Source organism: Halomonas ramblicola, from assembly GCF_030409215.1.
Classification (GTDB): domain Bacteria; phylum Pseudomonadota; class Gammaproteobacteria; order Pseudomonadales; family Halomonadaceae; genus Halomonas; species Halomonas ramblicola.
This window is the reverse complement of sequence record NZ_JAUFPL010000032.1, coordinates 174,078-190,358: the sequence shown is the minus strand read 5'-3', so window position 1 is coordinate 190,358 and position 16,281 is coordinate 174,078. Positions and strand designations below refer to the sequence as shown.

At 68.7% G+C, this 16,281-nt stretch carries 12 protein-coding genes; 7 read left to right on the top strand and 5 right to left on the bottom strand.

Annotated elements, in window-relative coordinates:
* Nucleotides 1-5: 5 nt before the first annotated feature.
* A complete protein-coding gene (locus QWY80_RS14935; protein WP_290233073.1) occupies nucleotides 6-1,496 on the top strand; it encodes a CoA-acylating methylmalonate-semialdehyde dehydrogenase in 1,491 nt (496 codons plus the stop codon).
* A gap of 105 nt (nucleotides 1,497-1,601) precedes the next feature.
* On the opposite strand, the gene hglS is transcribed toward QWY80_RS14935, so the two are convergent.
* From hglS to QWY80_RS14920, 3 genes are all read right to left on the bottom strand, one after another.
* A complete protein-coding gene (hglS, locus tag QWY80_RS14930; RefSeq protein WP_290233070.1) occupies nucleotides 1,602-2,960 on the bottom strand; it encodes a 2-oxoadipate dioxygenase/decarboxylase HglS in 1,359 nt (452 codons plus the stop codon).
* A 44-nt stretch (nucleotides 2,961-3,004) separates the two neighbouring features.
* Nucleotides 3,005-4,252 (bottom strand): 2-aminoadipate transaminase, encoded by a 1,248-nt coding sequence (locus tag QWY80_RS14925; RefSeq protein ID WP_290233067.1) that lies wholly within the window; start codon nucleotides 4,250-4,252, stop codon nucleotides 3,005-3,007.
* A gap of 117 nt (nucleotides 4,253-4,369) precedes the next feature.
* The gene (locus QWY80_RS14920; protein WP_290233064.1) at nucleotides 4,370-5,293 is read right to left on the bottom strand and encodes a LysR family transcriptional regulator; all 924 of its coding nucleotides are present in this window, start codon (nucleotides 5,291-5,293) and stop codon (nucleotides 4,370-4,372) included.
* 124 nt (nucleotides 5,294-5,417) lie between these two features.
* Here QWY80_RS14920 and amaB point away from each other — a divergent pair, with 124 nt between their 5' ends.
* Both amaB and amaA read left to right on the top strand, forming a co-directional pair.
* Nucleotides 5,418-6,911, top strand: coding sequence for an L-piperidine-6-carboxylate dehydrogenase (gene amaB / locus QWY80_RS14915; RefSeq protein ID WP_290233061.1), 1,494 nt, complete (start codon nucleotides 5,418-5,420; stop codon nucleotides 6,909-6,911).
* A gap of 82 nt (nucleotides 6,912-6,993) precedes the next feature.
* The gene (gene amaA, locus QWY80_RS14910; RefSeq protein ID WP_290233058.1) at nucleotides 6,994-8,274 is read left to right on the top strand and encodes an L-pipecolate oxidase; all 1,281 of its coding nucleotides are present in this window, start codon (nucleotides 6,994-6,996) and stop codon (nucleotides 8,272-8,274) included.
* A gap of 47 nt (nucleotides 8,275-8,321) precedes the next feature.
* Here the strand turns inward: amaA and QWY80_RS14905 are convergent, their stop codons facing one another.
* The gene (locus QWY80_RS14905) at nucleotides 8,322-8,804 is read right to left on the bottom strand and encodes an Lrp/AsnC family transcriptional regulator (RefSeq protein ID WP_290233054.1); all 483 of its coding nucleotides are present in this window, start codon (nucleotides 8,802-8,804) and stop codon (nucleotides 8,322-8,324) included.
* Nucleotides 8,805-9,002: 198 nt separating this feature from the next.
* On the opposite strand from QWY80_RS14905, the gene nhaC reads away from it, so the two are divergent.
* On the top strand, nucleotides 9,003-10,535 hold the full coding sequence (nhaC, locus tag QWY80_RS14900) for a Na+/H+ antiporter NhaC (RefSeq protein WP_290233051.1): 1,533 nt from the start codon (nucleotides 9,003-9,005) through the stop codon (nucleotides 10,533-10,535).
* Between the two features lie 81 nt (nucleotides 10,536-10,616).
* Here nhaC and QWY80_RS14895 read toward each other — a convergent pair whose 3' ends face one another.
* Complete coding sequence (locus QWY80_RS14895) at nucleotides 10,617-12,044, bottom strand: sigma-54 interaction domain-containing protein (RefSeq protein ID WP_290233048.1); 1,428 nt, start codon at nucleotides 12,042-12,044, stop codon at nucleotides 10,617-10,619.
* A 183-nt stretch (nucleotides 12,045-12,227) separates the two neighbouring features.
* Between QWY80_RS14895 and speB the strand changes: the two genes are divergently transcribed.
* From speB to QWY80_RS14880, 3 genes are read left to right on the top strand one after another with little or no spacing between them, the layout of a single operon-like run.
* A complete protein-coding gene (speB, locus tag QWY80_RS14890) occupies nucleotides 12,228-13,178 on the top strand; it encodes an agmatinase (RefSeq protein ID WP_290233045.1) in 951 nt (316 codons plus the stop codon).
* 52 nt (nucleotides 13,179-13,230) lie between these two features.
* On the top strand, nucleotides 13,231-14,616 hold the full coding sequence (locus QWY80_RS14885; RefSeq protein WP_290233042.1) for a YjiH family protein: 1,386 nt from the start codon (nucleotides 13,231-13,233) through the stop codon (nucleotides 14,614-14,616).
* Nucleotides 14,617-14,627: 11 nt separating this feature from the next.
* Nucleotides 14,628-16,244 carry a 5-guanidino-2-oxopentanoate decarboxylase gene (locus QWY80_RS14880; protein WP_290233039.1) on the top strand — a complete coding sequence of 539 codons (1,617 nt, stop codon included), beginning with the start codon at nucleotides 14,628-14,630 and terminating at the stop codon, nucleotides 16,242-16,244.
* The last annotated feature ends 37 nt before the right edge of the window (nucleotides 16,245-16,281 follow it).

The following is a 16,281-nucleotide window of genomic DNA, read 5'->3' as shown; positions in this document are numbered from 1 at the left end:
CTTACATGACCACCCTCGGCCATCTGATCAACGGCGCTCGCGTCGAAGACGCCGCGCGCACCCAGGACATCTTCAACCCCTCCACCGGCGAAGTGGGCGGCCAGGTCGCCTTGGCCAGCAAGGCCACCGTCGAGGAGGCGATCGCCGCCGCCCAGGCCGCCTTCCCGGCCTGGCGCGACACCCCGCCCGCCAAGCGCGCGCGCATCATGTACCGCTTCAAGGCCCTGCTGGAGCAGAATGCCGACGAGATCTGCCGGCTGATCGGTCAGGAACACGGCAAGATCGTCCACGACGCCAAGGGCGAACTGCAGCGCGGCATCGAGAACGTCGAATACGCCTGTGGCGTGCCGGAACTGCTCAAGGGCGAGTACAGCAAGAACACCGGCCCCGGCATCGACTCCTGGAGCGAATTCCAGCCGCTGGGCGTGGTCGCCGGCATCACGCCGTTCAACTTCCCGGCCATGGTCCCGCTGTGGATGTACCCGATGGCCATCGCCACCGGCAACACCTTCGTGCTCAAGCCCTCCGAGCGCGACCCGACCTCGACCCTCTATATCGCCGAGCTGGCGCTGGAGGCGGGCCTGCCCGCCGGCGTGCTCAACGTGGTCAACGGTGACAAGGAAGCCGTCGATACCCTGCTCGACGATGCCCGCGTGCAGGCCGTGAGCTTCGTTGGCTCCACGCCGATCGCCGAGTACATCTATAGCCGCGCCAGCGCCAACGGCAAGCGCTGCCAGGCCCTGGGCGGCGCCAAGAACCACGCCATCGTCATGCCCGACGCCGACATGGACAACGTGGTCAACTCGCTGACCGGCGCCGCCTTCGGCTCCTCCGGCGAGCGCTGCATGGCGCTGTCCGTGGCCGTGGCGGTGGGCGACGAGGCCGCCGACGCCCTGATCGCCAAGATGCAGGAGCAGATGAAGACCCTGAAGGTCGGCCCCTTCCATGATGCCGACAACGACTTCGGCCCGGTGATCACCAAGGCCCACCAGGAGAAGGTCTGCGGCTACATCGACAGCGCCGAGCAGCAGGGCGCCGAGATCGTCGTCGATGGCCGCGGCGTCCAGGTGCCGGGCTTTGAAGACGGCTTCTACGTCGGCGGCACCCTGATCGACCGCGTGACCTCCGAGATGACCTGCTACCTCGAGGAGATCTTCGGCCCGGTGCTGCTGGTGGTCCGCGCCGGTTCCATGGAAGAGGCCATGCAGCTGATCGACGATCACGAGTACGGCAACGGTACCTGCATCTACACCCGCGACGGCGAGGCGGCCCGCTACTTCAGCGACCGCATCCAGGTGGGCATGGTCGGCATCAACGTGCCGCTGCCGGTGCCGGTCTCCTACCACAGCTTCGGCGGCTGGAAGCGCTCGCTGTTCGGTGACCTGGCCGCCTACGGCCCGGATGCGGTGCGCTTCTACACCAAGCGCAAGACCGTCACCCAGCGCTGGCCGTCCGCCGGCGTCCGCGAGGGCGCGCAGTTCTCCTTCCCCTCATGACCTCTGCGTGACGTGAGGCCATGATCGAAGCCGAATCGGGTCCCCCGGTTCGGCTTCTTTCTTTTTCAGTCCCGCCGTCTTCAGTAACCCTGGCCTCCGGGACGATCAATGCCCCAGGGCCTGGAGCACCGCCGCCCGGGAGGCCCGCTCGCGCTCGGCGTACAGCGCCAGCTCGTCGGTCACCGGGGCGCCCAGCGCGGCCTCGAAGGCCTCGCGATTGGCGTTGCCGGCATAGGCCTCGCCCCCGCCATCGCCCAGGTTGGACTGGAAGATCCCCGCGGCACTCACCGGCAGGAAGTCCTCGTAGGTGATCGGCCGGGCGACCACCAGCCCTCGCGAGATCAGCCCCTCCATGTCGTCTTCGACCGGGGCGGCGGCCGAGCGGCCGGCGTCGGTGAGTCGGTACTCGAAGAACGCCAGGCCCTGCCGGCGCAGCCTGGTCTCGTCGTCGGGGAAGTCGGTGAAGACCTCGGCCAGGGCCCGCTGGTGCGCCTGGTTGGTCAGCCCCCGGGTCCTCTCGCGGGAGGCGCTGAGCAGGCGGTCGTAGAGCGCCCGGCCCTTGGCGGTCAGGGCCAGACCGCGTTGCTCGATCTCGCCGAAGCGGGCGGTATGGGTCCCCTGGCGCTCGCCGGCGAAGCGAGTGGTCTCCTCCAGGGCCTTGAAGCTGGTCTGGCGCAGCAGGATGGGGCATCGGCGACGGGGCGGCCCTTCGATCACTTCCTTGGGATTCATGCCCACCGCCGGCATACGGCGCTGCGCCTCGTCGATATCCAGGGCCCGCGGCGTCAAATGGTTGATGTGCGGGCCCGGGAAGCAGACCACGTCGGCGATCAGGCGGTGCTCGGCATGCAGCGCCTCGTAGGTCGCCAGGTCCACGGTGGCGTCGCGGTGCCAGCGGAAGGTCTCCAGGGCCTCGGCGACGAAGCGCTCGGCCTGATCACTGGTGAGCCCGCCCTGCTCCTCATGGCGCGCTATCGACTCGCGGCAGCCGTCGGTGAAGATATCCCGCCCGGCGAGGATGGCCGCGGCTCGCTCGCGCAGTGCCGGGTTCTCGATCAGCTCCAGGCGCAGCAGCGAGGTGAAGAGGCGGAAGGGGTTGCGGGCCAGCGCCGCGTCGTCGACCGGGCGGAAGGCCGTGGAATGCACCGGCACGCCGGCCGCGGAGAGATCGTAGTAGCCCACCGGGGACATGCCCATCACCGCGAACAGGCGACGCAGCATGGCGAGTTCCTCGGCGGTGCCGACACGGATGGCGCCGTGGCGCTCGACGCCGAGACGGCTGCTCTCGTCATGGGCGTCGAGGCGTTCGGCCAGGGCAGGGTCCTGCGCCAGGGTCTCGCGGTTCACCTGGGCGACCAGCTCGAGCAGGGTCCCGTACTGGGGCACCTCGCTCTGGTACATGGCCGACATGGCCCGGGAGAAGCGGTCGCGGATGGCATCCGGGGAAACGAGGGTCGTATTCATGGGGAATGTCTCTCGGGGTTCGTTGGGTATGACAAGGGGGGCGATCATGGCCGCAGCGTCGCCAGGGCTCGCTCGAGGCGCTGCAACCCCTCGCGCATCACCTCCGGCTCTGCCGTCAAGGGCGCGAGCAGGCGCAGCACGTTGCGCCGGCGGCCGCTGGGCATCAGCAGTACTCCGGCCTCACGGCCGGCCACCAGCAGGGCCGCCAGGTGATCGGCCCCACTGGCGCCTGGGGTGTCCTCGAAGACGATCCCGCGCATGGCGCCGATCCCGGTCAGCGCCCCGATCATCGGGAAGCGTTCGCGGAAGCGCCCATGGGCCTCGACGATCAGCCGCTCCTGGGCCTCGCCCCACTGGCGCAGCTTGTCCTCGCTCATCAGGTCCATCACCGCCCGGGCCGCCGCACAGGCCAGGGCGTTACCCGAATAGGTGCCGCCCAGCCCGCCCACGGGCGGGGCCTCCATGAACTCGGCCCGGCCGGCCAGCGCCGCCAGCGGCAGGCCGGATGCCAGGCTCTTGCCCAGCAGCAGCAGGTCGGGCTCGACGCCCAGCCGGGAGAAGGCAAAACGCCGGCCGGTGCGGCCGAAGCCGGACTGGATCTCGTCGAAGATCAGCACGATGCCATGCTGGTCGCAGCAGGCCCGCAGGCGGGCGGCGAAATCGGCATCGAGTAGCCGGAAGCCTCCCTCGCCCTGCACCGGCTCGACGATGATGGCCGCCACCTCGTCGCTCGGCACCGCCACTTCGAACAGCCGCTCGAGGGCCGCCGTGGCCTCATCGGCGCTCACCCCGCTGTCGCGGCTCGGGAAGGGCAGGTGATGCACCGGCCCGGGCAGCGTACCGAGTCGGTTCTTGTAGGGCTTGACCTTGCCGTTGAGGCTCAGCGCCGCCAGGGTCCGGCCATGGAAGCCGTCGTCGAAGGCGATCACCGCCTGACGCCCCGTGGCGGCGCGCGCCACCTTGAGGGCGTTCTCGGTGGCCTCGGCGCCGCTGTTGGTCAGCATGCAGGACAGTGGCCAGGAGACCGGCACGAAGGCGTCCAGTGCCTTGACCACCTCCAGGTAGCCGCGATGCGGCAGGGCATTGAAGGCGGAGTGCAGCAGGGTCTCGGCCTGGGCCTTGACCGCCTCGACCACGGCGGGATGGCCGTGCCCCAGGTTGAGGACGCCGATACCGCCGATGAAGTCGATGTAGTGCCGTCCCTGCTCGTCCCAGACCTCGGCATTGCGACCGCGCTCGATGCAGAGAGGATGCAGGATGCCCAGCGAGCCGCTGACGTGAGGAAAAGCCATGTCCAGTACCTGTCGTTGCCTCGGGGGAGGTGCCATGGCTCTCGATGTAACCAGCGCCCCGGCAGGGCTTCAAACGAAAAAAAGCGCGTCATGCATTCCATCGAGTCATGAAGGTGGCTAACGAGCCGGCCGGGCCCCGTCGACCCTGGCCGGCGTTTCCAGGTGTTCCAGGATCCACTCGATGAACCCCTTCACCTTGGCCACCTCGCCCTTGTACTCGGGATAGGCGAGGTAGTAGGCATCCCGACTGGTCAGCGAGAACGCCCAGGGGATCGTCAGCTGGCCGGCCGCCAGTTCCTCCTCGGCGAGGAAGCGCGGCACCAGGGCCACCCCGCAGCCCGCCCGGGCGGCACTCAACGCCATGTAGAAGGTGTCGAAGCGCGGCCCGTGATAGCTGTGCTCGGTGTAGCAGCCCTGGGCTTCGAACCAGTCGTGCCAGGCCTCCGGCCGCGTCGCACTCTGCAGCAGCACCAGGTCGGTCAGCGCCAGCGGGCCCTCGATGCCGCCGGCCGGCACCACCGTGGGGGCGCAGACCGGTACCATGGTCTCGTCGAGCAGCTTGATGCACTCGGCCTTCGGCCAGGCGCCGTGGCCGAAGAAGAAGGCCACGTCGACCCGCGCCTCCTCGAGATCGAAGGGCTCCACGCGGTTGCTGATATTCAGGTAGACCTTCGGATGCCGGAAGCGGAAGCCGTTGAGCCGCGGTATCAGCCAGCGGGCGCCGAAGGTCGGCAGGGTCGTCACGTTGAGGACCTCGCTCTGGCCGCCGTAGGACTGCATGTAGCGCGTCGACATCTCGACCTGGGCGAGGATCTTGCGCACCTCGGTCAGATACAGCGAGCCCTCCGGAGTGACCTGCAGGCGCTTGCGCACTCGCCGGAACAGCGGATGCTCGAGCACCGACTCGAGCTGGGCGACCTGCTTGCTGACCGCGCTCTGGGTCAGGCTCAGCTCCTCGGCGGCCCGGGTGAAGCTGAGGTGGCGAGCCGAGGCCTCGAAGCATTGCATGGCGGTCAGCGTCGGCAGGTGGCGGCGATTCATGTCGAGACCCCGTAAGAAGAAAAAATGGAATGACCTCCGTATAAAACGTCGTTTGAGGCTCGTCAAGCACCCCGGCAATACTGCCTGCATGTTCAGTCCAGGTACTCAAGCAGTAGGAGGAAGAATGATCGATACCATCATGCAGCGTCTCGGGGTGGCCGAATCCCTGTACCGGGACGGCGACTACTCCGTGACGTCTCCCACCGACGGCGGCGAGATCGGTCGGGTCCAGCTGGAGGGCGGCGAGGCGGTCGAGGCGCGCATCGCGCGTGCCCAGGTTGCCTTCGCGGCCTGGCGCCGGGTACCGGCGCCGCGTCGCGGCGAGCTGGTGCGGCTGTTTGGCGAGCAGCTGCGTCGTCACAAGGAGGACCTGGGCACCCTGGTGACCCTGGAGTGCGGCAAGATCTACCAGGAAGGGCTCGGCGAGGTGCAGGAGATGATCGACATCTGCGATCTCGCCGTCGGGCAGTCCCGCCAGCTGTACGGCCTGACCATCGCCTCCGAGCGTCCCGGCCACCACATGCGCGAGAGCTGGCATCCGCTGGGCCCGATCGGCCTGATCACCGCCTTCAACTTCCCGGTGGCGCCCTGGGCCTGGAACGCCGCCCTGGCGCTGGTCTGCGGCAACAGCCTGTTGTGGAAGCCCTCCGAGAAGACCCCGCTCAGTGCCCTGGCCTGCCAGGCGCTGCTCGAGCGCGCCATGGCCGAGTTCGGCGACGAGGCGCCGGCGGACCTCAGCCAGGTGATCATCGGCGAGCGCGAGGCCGGCGAGCGCCTGACCGACGATCCCCGCGTGCCGTTGATCAGCGCCACCGGCAGCACCCGCATGGGTCGCGAGGTCGCCCCCCGCGTCGCCGCGCGCTTCGGTCGCAGCATCCTCGAGCTCGGCGGCAACAATGCCATGATCCTGGCGCCCAGCGCCGACCTGGACATGGCCGTGCGCGCCATCCTGTTCTCCGCGGTGGGCACCGCCGGCCAGCGCTGCACCACCTTGCGCCGCCTGATCGTCCACGAGTCCGTGCGCGACGAGGTCGTCGAGCGGGTCAAGAAGGCCTATGCCGGCGTGTCCATCGGCGATCCCATGGCCGGCAGCCTGGTCGGCCCGTTGATCGATGCCCAGGCCTTCGACCAGATGCAGTCGGTGCTCGGCCAGGCGCGTGAGCAGGGGGCCCGGGTCTTCGGCGGCGAGCGCCGGCTGGCCGACGACTACCCCAACGGCTACTACGTGGCGCCGGCCATCGTCGAGGTCGACCGGCAGGACGAGCTGGTCAAGCACGAGACCTTCGCCCCGATCCTCTACGTGATGAGCTACCGCGACTTCGACGAGGCCTTGGCCCTGCAGAACGACGTGCCCCAGGGACTGTCCTCCTGCGTGTTCACCACCGACGTGCGCGAGGCCGAGGCCTTCGTCTCGGATGTCGGCAGCGACTGCGGCATCGCCAACGTCAACATCGGCCCGAGCGGTGCCGAGATCGGTGGCGCCTTCGGCGGCGAGAAGGAGACCGGCGGCGGCCGCGAGTCCGGTTCGGACGTCTGGAAGAGCTACATGCGTCGCCAGACCAATACCGTGAACTACTCCCGCGAACTGCCGCTGGCCCAGGGCATCAAGTTCGACTGATCGCCCTTGCCCAGCCCGCCATGGCGAGGTGCCGGGCGGCGTAGCAGGCCAGCCGGGAGATCCGCAACGAACAGGAGCCGTCATGAAGGAAGGGTGCTTGTGGCACGGCACGTCACCCGAACCGGCACCGGCACGGGCCGCCCTCCAGGGTGACCATGCCGCCGAGGTCGCGGTGATCGGCGGCGGTATCACCGGGCTCAGCACCGCGCTGCATCTCGCCGAGTCGGGCGTCGACGTGGCGCTGATCGAGGCGGGGGAGATTCCCAGCGGCGGTTCGGGCCGCAGCGTCGGCCTGGTCAATGCGGGGCTGTGGATCCCGCCGGACGACATCGTGGCCGCGCTGGGCGAGGAGGACGGGGAACGTGCCAACGCGGTACTGGGGGCGGCCCCGGCGGAAGTCTTTTCACTGATCGCGCGCCATGACATCGCTTGCCACGCGACCCGCACCGGCACCCTGCACCTGGCGCACAATGCCAAGGGCGAACGGGAGCTGGCGCGTCGCGCCGACCAGTTCCAGCGCCGCGGGGCGCCCGTGGAACTGGTGGAAGAGGAGGCGTGCCAGCGACTCGTGGGCACCCGGCGCATCCGCCGTGCTCTGCTGGATCGCCGCGCCGGCACCATCAACCCCACCGCCTACACCCGGGGCCTGGCCCGGGCCGCCGAAACCGCCGGTGCACGTCTGTATACCCGGAGCCCCGCCGGGGACGTGGCCCGCCAGGGGCACGACTGGCGGGTCACCACGCCCCGGGGCAGCCTCAGGGCATCGCGCCTGGTGTTCGCCACCAATGCCTATACCGAGGACCACTGGAACCGGGTCCGGGATCACTTCTTCCCCGGCCATTTCTTCCAGGTCGCCTCGCCTCCGCTGGCCGACGAGATCGCCGGCGACATCCTGCCCGAGCGGCAGGGTGCCTGGGACACCCGCATGGTACTGAGCAGCATGCGGCGCGATGCCGAGGGGCGGCTGATCCTCGGCAGCCTGGGCCGCGGGGAAGGCCGGCCGCGGTCCTATGTCCGCTGCTGGGCCCATCGCATCCAGCGTCATTACTTCCCCCAACTGGGCAAGCTCGATTGGGAGTGTACCTGGACGGGACGGATCGCCTTCACGCCCGATCATACCCTGCGCCTGTTCGAACCCGTGCCCGGGATCCTGGCCGTCGCCGGCTACAATGGCCGCGGTGTCACCACCGGCACGGTCGTGGGCCAGGGCTTCGCCCGCTTCCTGACCGCCGGCGATGACTCCCTGCTGCCCTTGCCGATCCAGACTCCCAGGCCGATCCGGGCCAAGCCCCTGTGGAGCTCCGGCTATGAAGGGGGCTTCACGCTCTACCATACGGGCCAGTGTCTGCGGGTATTGATTTGAGTCGGGCCATGGCATATCGCGAGACGCCCGTCGTGGCCCCCTGCCGATCAGCCGAGGGGATCGATGGGAACCGGCACCGTCACTTCGTCCTTCACGAGCTCCATCACCACGAAGGAGTGCGTCTGGTGCACATGCGGCAACCGGCCGATCTGCTGGACGAGCACGGCACGATAGTGCGAGATGTCGTGGGTCCTCACCTTGAGCAGGTAATCGAAGTTCCCCGCCACCATATAGCAGCCCTGCACCTCAGGGATAAGGCGCACGGCCGCATTGAAGCGATCCAGGGCGTCCTCGCTCGTCTTCTCCATGGTCACCAGCACCACCAGCACATGGCCCGCGCCGAGTTGCTGGGGGTCCAGGTCGGCACGATAGCCGCGGATGATACCGGCCTGTTCGAGTCGGCGTACGCGCTGGGCACAGGGCGTCTTGGTGAGGTTCACCCGGTTGGCCAGCTCCACGATGGGGAGTCGTCCATGCTCCTGCAGCTGATACAGGATGCGACGGTCTATGCGGTCTAGCTTATTAGCCATATTGCCTACCTATAGACTTTATAGAGGACAAAGGTAAATGAACATAGCGTTATTTGGAGCCAATTCCTAGCCATAGTGGCCAACAATGAGTCTTGAGGGCTGGCGAATAAAACACAAGAAGCGAATATGGCCATGCGACCGCCCTCAGACACCGCTCAAGGTGAGGTCGCAGGCCCCATCAACCCGAAGGTGATTGACATGAAAAACCCAAGAATTCCAATAGAATATAACCAGCCAGGCCTGATGCTGGCGCTCACTCCCGTCGTCCTGACGCTGCTGGTCCTGGCGGTGCAACTGTTCTATTTCGGCGACTTCACTCCCCATATCCCGCTGGCCATCGGCCTGGCGCTCACGGCGCTGGTGGGGGTCAAGCTGGGCTTCCGGTGGAAGCAGATCGAAGAGGGCGTCTTTCACGTCATCCACGTCTCCCTGCCCTCCGTCTCGGTATTGATCTGCGTGGGCATGATCATCGGCGTGTGGATCGCCAGCGGCACCGTACCGACTCTCATCTATTACGGGCTGACGATTCTCTCGCCGACCATCTTCCTGGCGGCGGCCATGCTGCTCTGCTCGATCGTCTCGGTGGCGCTGGGCACCTCCTGGGGCACGGTCGGCACGGTGGGCCTCGCCCTGATGGGCATCGGCGCGGGCTTCGATATCCCCATGTACTGGACCGCCGGCGCGGTAGTGTCGGGCGCCTTCTTCGGCGACAAGGTCTCACCGCTGTCGGATACCACGAACCTCGCCCCGGCGGTCACCGGCACGGATGTCTTCTCGCATATCAAGAACATGATGCCGACGACGATCCCGGCGATGCTGATCGCCTTCGCCATCTACCTGGTGGCGGGCTTCACCCTGATCGACGATGGTGCTGCCTCGTTCGACAGGATCGATGCCATCACCGCCGCGCTGCAGGCGAACTTCACCATCTCGGCCTGGCTGCTGCTGCCGGCGGTGCTGGTCATCGTGCTCGCGGTCAAGCGCATGCCGCCCATCCCCTCGCTGTTCGCCGGGGCCCTGGCCGGTGCGGTCACCGCCATGGTCGCGCAGGGGGTCGGCGTGCATGACCTGTTGACCTATGCCAACAGCGGCTATTCGATCGAGACCGGCGTCGCCGCCATGGACAGCCTGCTCAATCGCGGTGGCATCCAGTCGATGATGTGGACCATTTCCCTGATTCTCATCGCGCTGGGCTTCGGCGGCGCACTGGAGAAGACCGGCTGCCTGGAGGCGATCATCCGCGCGATCATGACCAGGGTGCGCAGCTTCAAGGGGGTGCAGACCGCCGCGGTGCTGACCTCGGTGTCCACCAACCTGGTCGCTGGCGATCCCTACCTCTCCATCGCCCTGCCCGGCCGCATGTACGCCCCCACCTACCGCGGCCTGGGCTATTCGACCCTCAACCTGTCCCGCGCCATCGAGGAGGGCGGCACCCTGATCTCGCCGCTGATTCCGTGGAATGCCGGCGGGGCCTTCGTGATCAGCGCCCTCGGGCTCGGCATCGTCGAGGGCAATGTCGAGAACCTGCTGTACATTCCGCTGGCCTTCGCCTGCTGGATGTCACCGGTGATCGGCCTGCTCTATGCGCAGACCGGCCTGTTCTCCCCGCGGGCCAGCGAGGCGGAGCGGCAACTCTGGCAGGAGCAGGGGGAAGCCATTGCGACCGACCTGGGGGCCGCCGGCCCGGCCGCCAGCGAAGCGCCCGCCGCCACTCCGCGCCCGTCGAGCTGATCGCGCGACACCCCGGGCCGCTTTCCAACTGGCCCGGGAACCCGATGCCCCGCCCGGCCCTGCCGGGCGGGGTCCAGCCCCTCACCGCATGATCCGCAGCCCATGGTGCTTGAGCTTGCGCACCACGCTGGGCTGGCTGATGCCGAGCCGTTCGGCGATGGCATAGGTCGAGGCCAGCGTCGTGCAGAGTTCGGCGAGGATGGCGCGCTCGGTGCGGCCCAGGGCATCCTTCAGTCCCTCCCCCTGGCGAAGCCCGGGGGGCGGGGCCGCTACCCTCGGGTCTTCACCGGGGACCGGGTCCCGTTGTCCCGTCGCGGCAGGGCCCAGCGAGGCCGGCCCCACGGCGTGAATGACGTCGTCGCTGGACAGCCAGGCGCGTTCCAGCCAGTTCTCCAGCTCCCGCACGTTGCCGGGCCAGTCCCGGCTCATCAGGGTCTTCCAGCTGTCGCGGGCCAGCAGCTTGTCCTGGCCATAGCGCCGGTTCAGGCGGGTGAGCTGGCGTTCCACCAGGCCGGGGATGTCCTCGCGGCGCTCGCGCAGCGGGGGCAGGGTGACCGGGATCACGTTGAGCCGGTAGTAGAGGTCCAGGCGGAAGGCGCCCTCCTCCACGCGCCGGCCCAGGTCTTGGTTGGTGGCCACCACCAGACGGAAGTCCACGCGCCGCGGGCGGCTGTCGCCCAGCCGGGTGATGCTGCCGTCCTGGATGGCCTTGAGCAGCTTGGTCTGCACCGCCAGGGGCAGCTCGCCGATCTCGTCGAGGAAGAGGGTGCCCCCCGCGGCCTGCTCGATGAGCCCGATGCGTCCCTCGGGTGCCGCGCCGCTGAAGGCGCCGGAGCGATAGCCGAACATCTCGGCCTCGAACAGGCTCTCGGGGATGGCGGCGCAGTTGACGTCGACGAAGGGCCCGTCGCGCCGCGCACTCCAGCGATGCAGCTGGCGCGCGAAGGCGGTCTTGCCGACCCCGGACTCGCCGAGCATCATCACGGTTGCGTCGGTGGGCGCCACCCGCCGGAGCAGTAGCGCGACCTCGCGCATCAGCGGGCTCTTCACTTCCAGCTCCTCGAGCTCGCTCTCCAGCGCCGCGTCATCCCGCTCCAGCGCCTGGCTGCGCTTCAGGTGATCGCTGAAGCGCTGCTGGAGCAGCGAGTATTCCTGCTGCAGCAGCTGGAGGTCGGTGAGGTCCATGGAGCGGCTCACCACGGCGACCAGGCGGCCTGCCTCGAAGACGGGGTGCGCCTGGGCGATCACCCGGCGTCCGGTTCCCGTGCGCTGGACGAGCTGGACGGGGCGGCCGCTGCGGATGACCGCCAGGCTCACCGAGGGATCGAGGACGCCGTCGGCCTCGAGGCGCTGCACGCTGGTCGCACAGAGGGCCTCGCAGGACATGCCATAGACCGCCGCGGCACTGGGGCTCACGTAGCGCACCCGGCCATCCGCCTCGACCACGAAGAAGTGGTCGTGGGCGGTATCGATGATGGTCCGCAGGACCAGGCTGTCGAGGGTACTCATGGCGTGGTTACTCGATCCAGGAATGCATCATTGATCCATGATTGTATCACCGGAGATCGCTCCGTGATCCAGCGATGAATCATCTCCTCCTCCGAGCCCCGGAAAATGGGCTGGCACGGTTTCTGCAAGAGCCCCGGTAGAGCGCCACGCCGCTCCCGACACCGGTCACCAGAGGAGAGCCGCATGAGTGATTTCAACCAGCCCCTGGGCGGCAACGAGATGCCGCGCTTCGGCGGCCCCGCCACCATGATGCGCCTGCCGACCCAGCCGACGGCCGCCGGGCTCGATGCCGCCTTCATCGGCATCCCCATGGACATCGGCACCTCCAACCGTCCCGGCACCCGCCTCGGGCCCCGCCAGATCCGCGACGAGTCGCGCATGCTGCGCCCCTACAACATGGCCACCCGGGCGGCGCCCTTCGACAGCCTGCAGGTGGCGGACATCGGCGACGTGCCGATCAACACCTTCAACCTGCCGAAGAACCTGGACATCATCTCCGGCTTCTACGACCGGGTGCTGGCCCACGACTGCGTGCCGCTGACCCTGGGCGGCGATCACACCCTGACCTGGCCGGTGCTGCGCGCCATTGCCAGGAAGCACGGCCCGGTCGGGCTGATCCACGTCGACGCCCATGCCGACATCAACGAGCAGATGTTCGGCGAGGAGGTGGCCCACGGTTGTCCCTTCCGCCGTGCCCAGGAGGAGGGCCTGCTCGACAGCGAGCGCGTGATCCAGATCGGCCTGCGGGGTACCGGCTACGCGGCGGAGGACTTCGACTGGTGCCGCGAGCAGGGCTTCCGCGTCGTCCAGGCCGAGCAGTGCTGGTACAAGTCGCTGGCGCCGCTGATGGCAGAGGTGCGCGAGCAGATGGGCGACGGGCCGGTCTACATCTCCTTCGACATCGACGCCCTCGACCCCTCGGTGGCGCCGGGCACCGGGACCGTCGAGATGGGCGGGCTGACCGCCCAGCAGGGCCTGGAGATCGTGCGCGGTGCCCAGGGCCTGAACGTGGTGGGGGCCGACCTGGTCGAGGTGGCACCGCCCTACGACCCCAGCGGCAACACCGCCCTGGTGGGCGCCACCCTGCTCTACGAGATGCTCTGCGTGCTGCCCGGCGTCAAGCGCCGCGATTGAGACGCCCGGTCCCGACCGACACGACAACGACAACGTAGCAAGAGGTTTCCCCATGTCATCCTCCCTGGATTCCGCCGACCACATCGCCCAAGAGGGCGGCCCGCTGTCGCGGAGTGGCCTGATCAAGTTCATCGTGCCATCGCTGATCGGCGTGCTGCTGTTCCTGGTGCCCTTCTCGGTGGGCGATACCATCAACATCGGCATGGGCCTGGCCGCCGATGGCCTCAAGGCCCTGCTGGGCGATGCCCTGCCCGCCATCGCCACGGGGGTGCTCTGCCTGTCGGTGGCGCTGACCCTGCTGGTCAAGTTCGCCCATCCCGCCTGGGCGCGCCAGGGCATGCTCGCGGAGCTGTTCGACGTGGCCCCGCTGTGGGTGGCCATGCGGGCCCTCGGGGCGCTCTTCGCCCTGATGACCTACTTCCAGGTCGGCCCGGCGTTCGTCACCGCCTCCTTCACCGGCGGCGTGATGCTCAACGACCTGGCGCCGGTGCTGCTGACCTTCTTCTTCTTCGCCGCCATCCTGCTGCCGTTCCTGGTCGACTTCGGCTTCATGGAGTTCATCGGCAGCCTCTTGCGTACCCCCTTCCGCCTGATCTTCGGCCTGCCGGGCCGCAGCGCCATCGATGCCACCGCCTCCTGGATGGGCTCCGGCACCGTGGGCGTACTGATCACCACCCAGCAGTACGAGAAGGGCTTCTACAACTGCCGTGAGGCGGCGGCCATCGCCACCAACTTCTCCATCGTCTCCATCGCCTTCGCGATCCTGGTAACCAGCTTCATCGGCATCAACCACCTCTTCGTGCCCTTCTACCTGACGGTGGTGGTGGCCGGCCTGGTGGCCGCGGTGGTCGTGCCGCGCCTGCCGCCGCTGTCGCGCAAGCCGAACACTTACTACGAGCCCGTGGGTTGCCGTATCCAGGAGGAGCGTACCGGCGATCAGGGCCTGCTGCGCTACAGCCTGGGCATGGCCGTGGCCCGGGCGGACAAGGCCCCCGGCCCGCGGCAGTTGGTGCGCATCGCCCTGTTCAACGTCGCCGACATCTTCTTCGGCCTGCTGCCGCTGGTCATCGCCATCGGCACCGTGGCGCTGATCCTGGCGGAGTTCACGCCGCTGTTCACCTGGCTGTCGATGCCCATGGTGCCGGTGCTGGAGTGGATGGGCCTGCCGGAAGCCGAGGCCGCGGCCCCCGCCACCCTGGTAGGCTTCGCCGACATGTTCCTGCCGGCGGTGCTGGCCAGCAACATCGAGAGCGAGCTGACGCGCTTCGTGATCGCCTGCCTGTCGCTGACCCAACTGGTCTACATGTCGGAGATCGGCGCCCTGCTGCTGAAGTCCAAGATCCCGCTGAAGTTGTGGGAGCTGGTGGCCATCTTCCTGATCCGTACCGCCATCACCCTGCCGATCATCGTCGTCATGGCCCACTGGCTGGTGGGCTGAGGAACCCTGCCATGACCTGTGCAGAACTGCTGATTCGCCTGCTGCGCGACACCTACGGGGTGGAGACCGTCTTCGGCATCCCCGGGGTGCACACCATCGAGCTCTATCGCGGCCTGGAGGGGGGCGAAGCCGGCGGCATCCGCCATGTCACCCCGCGCCACGAGCAGGGCGCCGGCTTCATGGCCGACGGCTATGCCCGGGCCACCGGCCGGCCGGGGGTGTGCTTCATCATCACCGGCCCCGGCATGACCAATATCGCCACGGCCATGGGCCAGGCGCTGGCCGACTCCATTCCCATGCTGGTGATCTCCAGCGTCAACCGCCGCGATACCCTGGGGCGCGGCCAGGGCCGGCTGCACGAGCTGCCGAGCCAGCAGCAGCTGCTGGCGGGCGTCTCGCGCTTCAGCCATACCCTGCTGGAACCCGAGGCACTGCCGGAAGTCCTCTCCCGAGCCTTTGCGGTGTTCGAGGGCGCCCGCCCGGGGCCGGTGCATATCGAGATTCCCATCGACCTGTTCGCCGCCCCGGTGACCCCGCCACGGACCCGGCGGCGACAGCCGCTGGCCAGGCCAGCGCCGGATCCCGCCGTCCTGGAGACGGCCGGCGACTGGCTGACGGCGGCCCGGCACCCCCTGCTGCTGCTGGGGGGCGGCTGTGCCGATGCGCCGGCAGCGGCCAGGACGCTGGTCGAGGCCCTGGATGCCCCCGCGGTGACCACCATCAACGCCAAGGGGCTGCTCGGCGTCGACCATCCCCTGGACCTGGGCGCCAACGCCTCCCTGCCGGCGGTGCGCGCGCTGGCCCGCGACGCCGACGTGGTACTGGCCATCGGCACCGAGCTGGGCGAGACCGACTACGACGTGGTCTTCGACGAGGGCTTCGAGCTCGCCGGCCGGCTGATCCGGGTGGACATCGACCCCCAGCAGCTGGCCCGGAACCAGGAAGCCGACCTGGCGCTGGTGGCCGATGCCGGGGTCACCCTGACGGCCCTGGCCGCGCGCTTCGCCGCGGCCCCCCTGCAGCGTGGCGGTGCGCAGCGAACCCGTGCCGCCCGGGAGGCGCTGGGGCTGGCCCGGGATCCGGCCTTCGCCCCCTATGTGCCGCTGTTCGACACCCTTCGCGAGACGCTCCCCGAGGCCATCCTGGTCGGCGACTCCTGCGCCACCACCTATGCCGCCAACCATCTCGTCGCCCGGCCGGCGCCGCGGCGCTTCTTCAATGCCTCGACCGGCTACGGCACCCTCGGCTACGGCCTGCCCGCCGCCATGGGCGCCAGCCTGGCGCGCCCCGACCTGCCGGTGGTGGCCCTGGTCGGCGACGGCGGGATCATGTTCACCCTGACCGAGCTGGCCTGTGCGGTGGAGGAGGGCCTGCCGCTCGTCGTGCTGCTGTGGCACAACCAGGGCTATGAGGAGATCCGCCGGTTCATGGACGGCGCCGGCGTGCCGCGGCTGGGGGTGGATATCCAGGCGCCGAACTTCCAGATGCTGGCCGCCGGCTTCGGCTGCGCGGCCCGGCGCGTCGGCGACCCGGCGGCGCTGGCCGCGGCGATACGCCAACGACCCGAGCGCGGGCCGATGCTGATCGAGATCGATGCGGCCGCCTGGCATGCCGCGCTGCCGGCCTAGCGCCTCATCCCCCGAGATCCCCTTGCCGAGGAGCCCC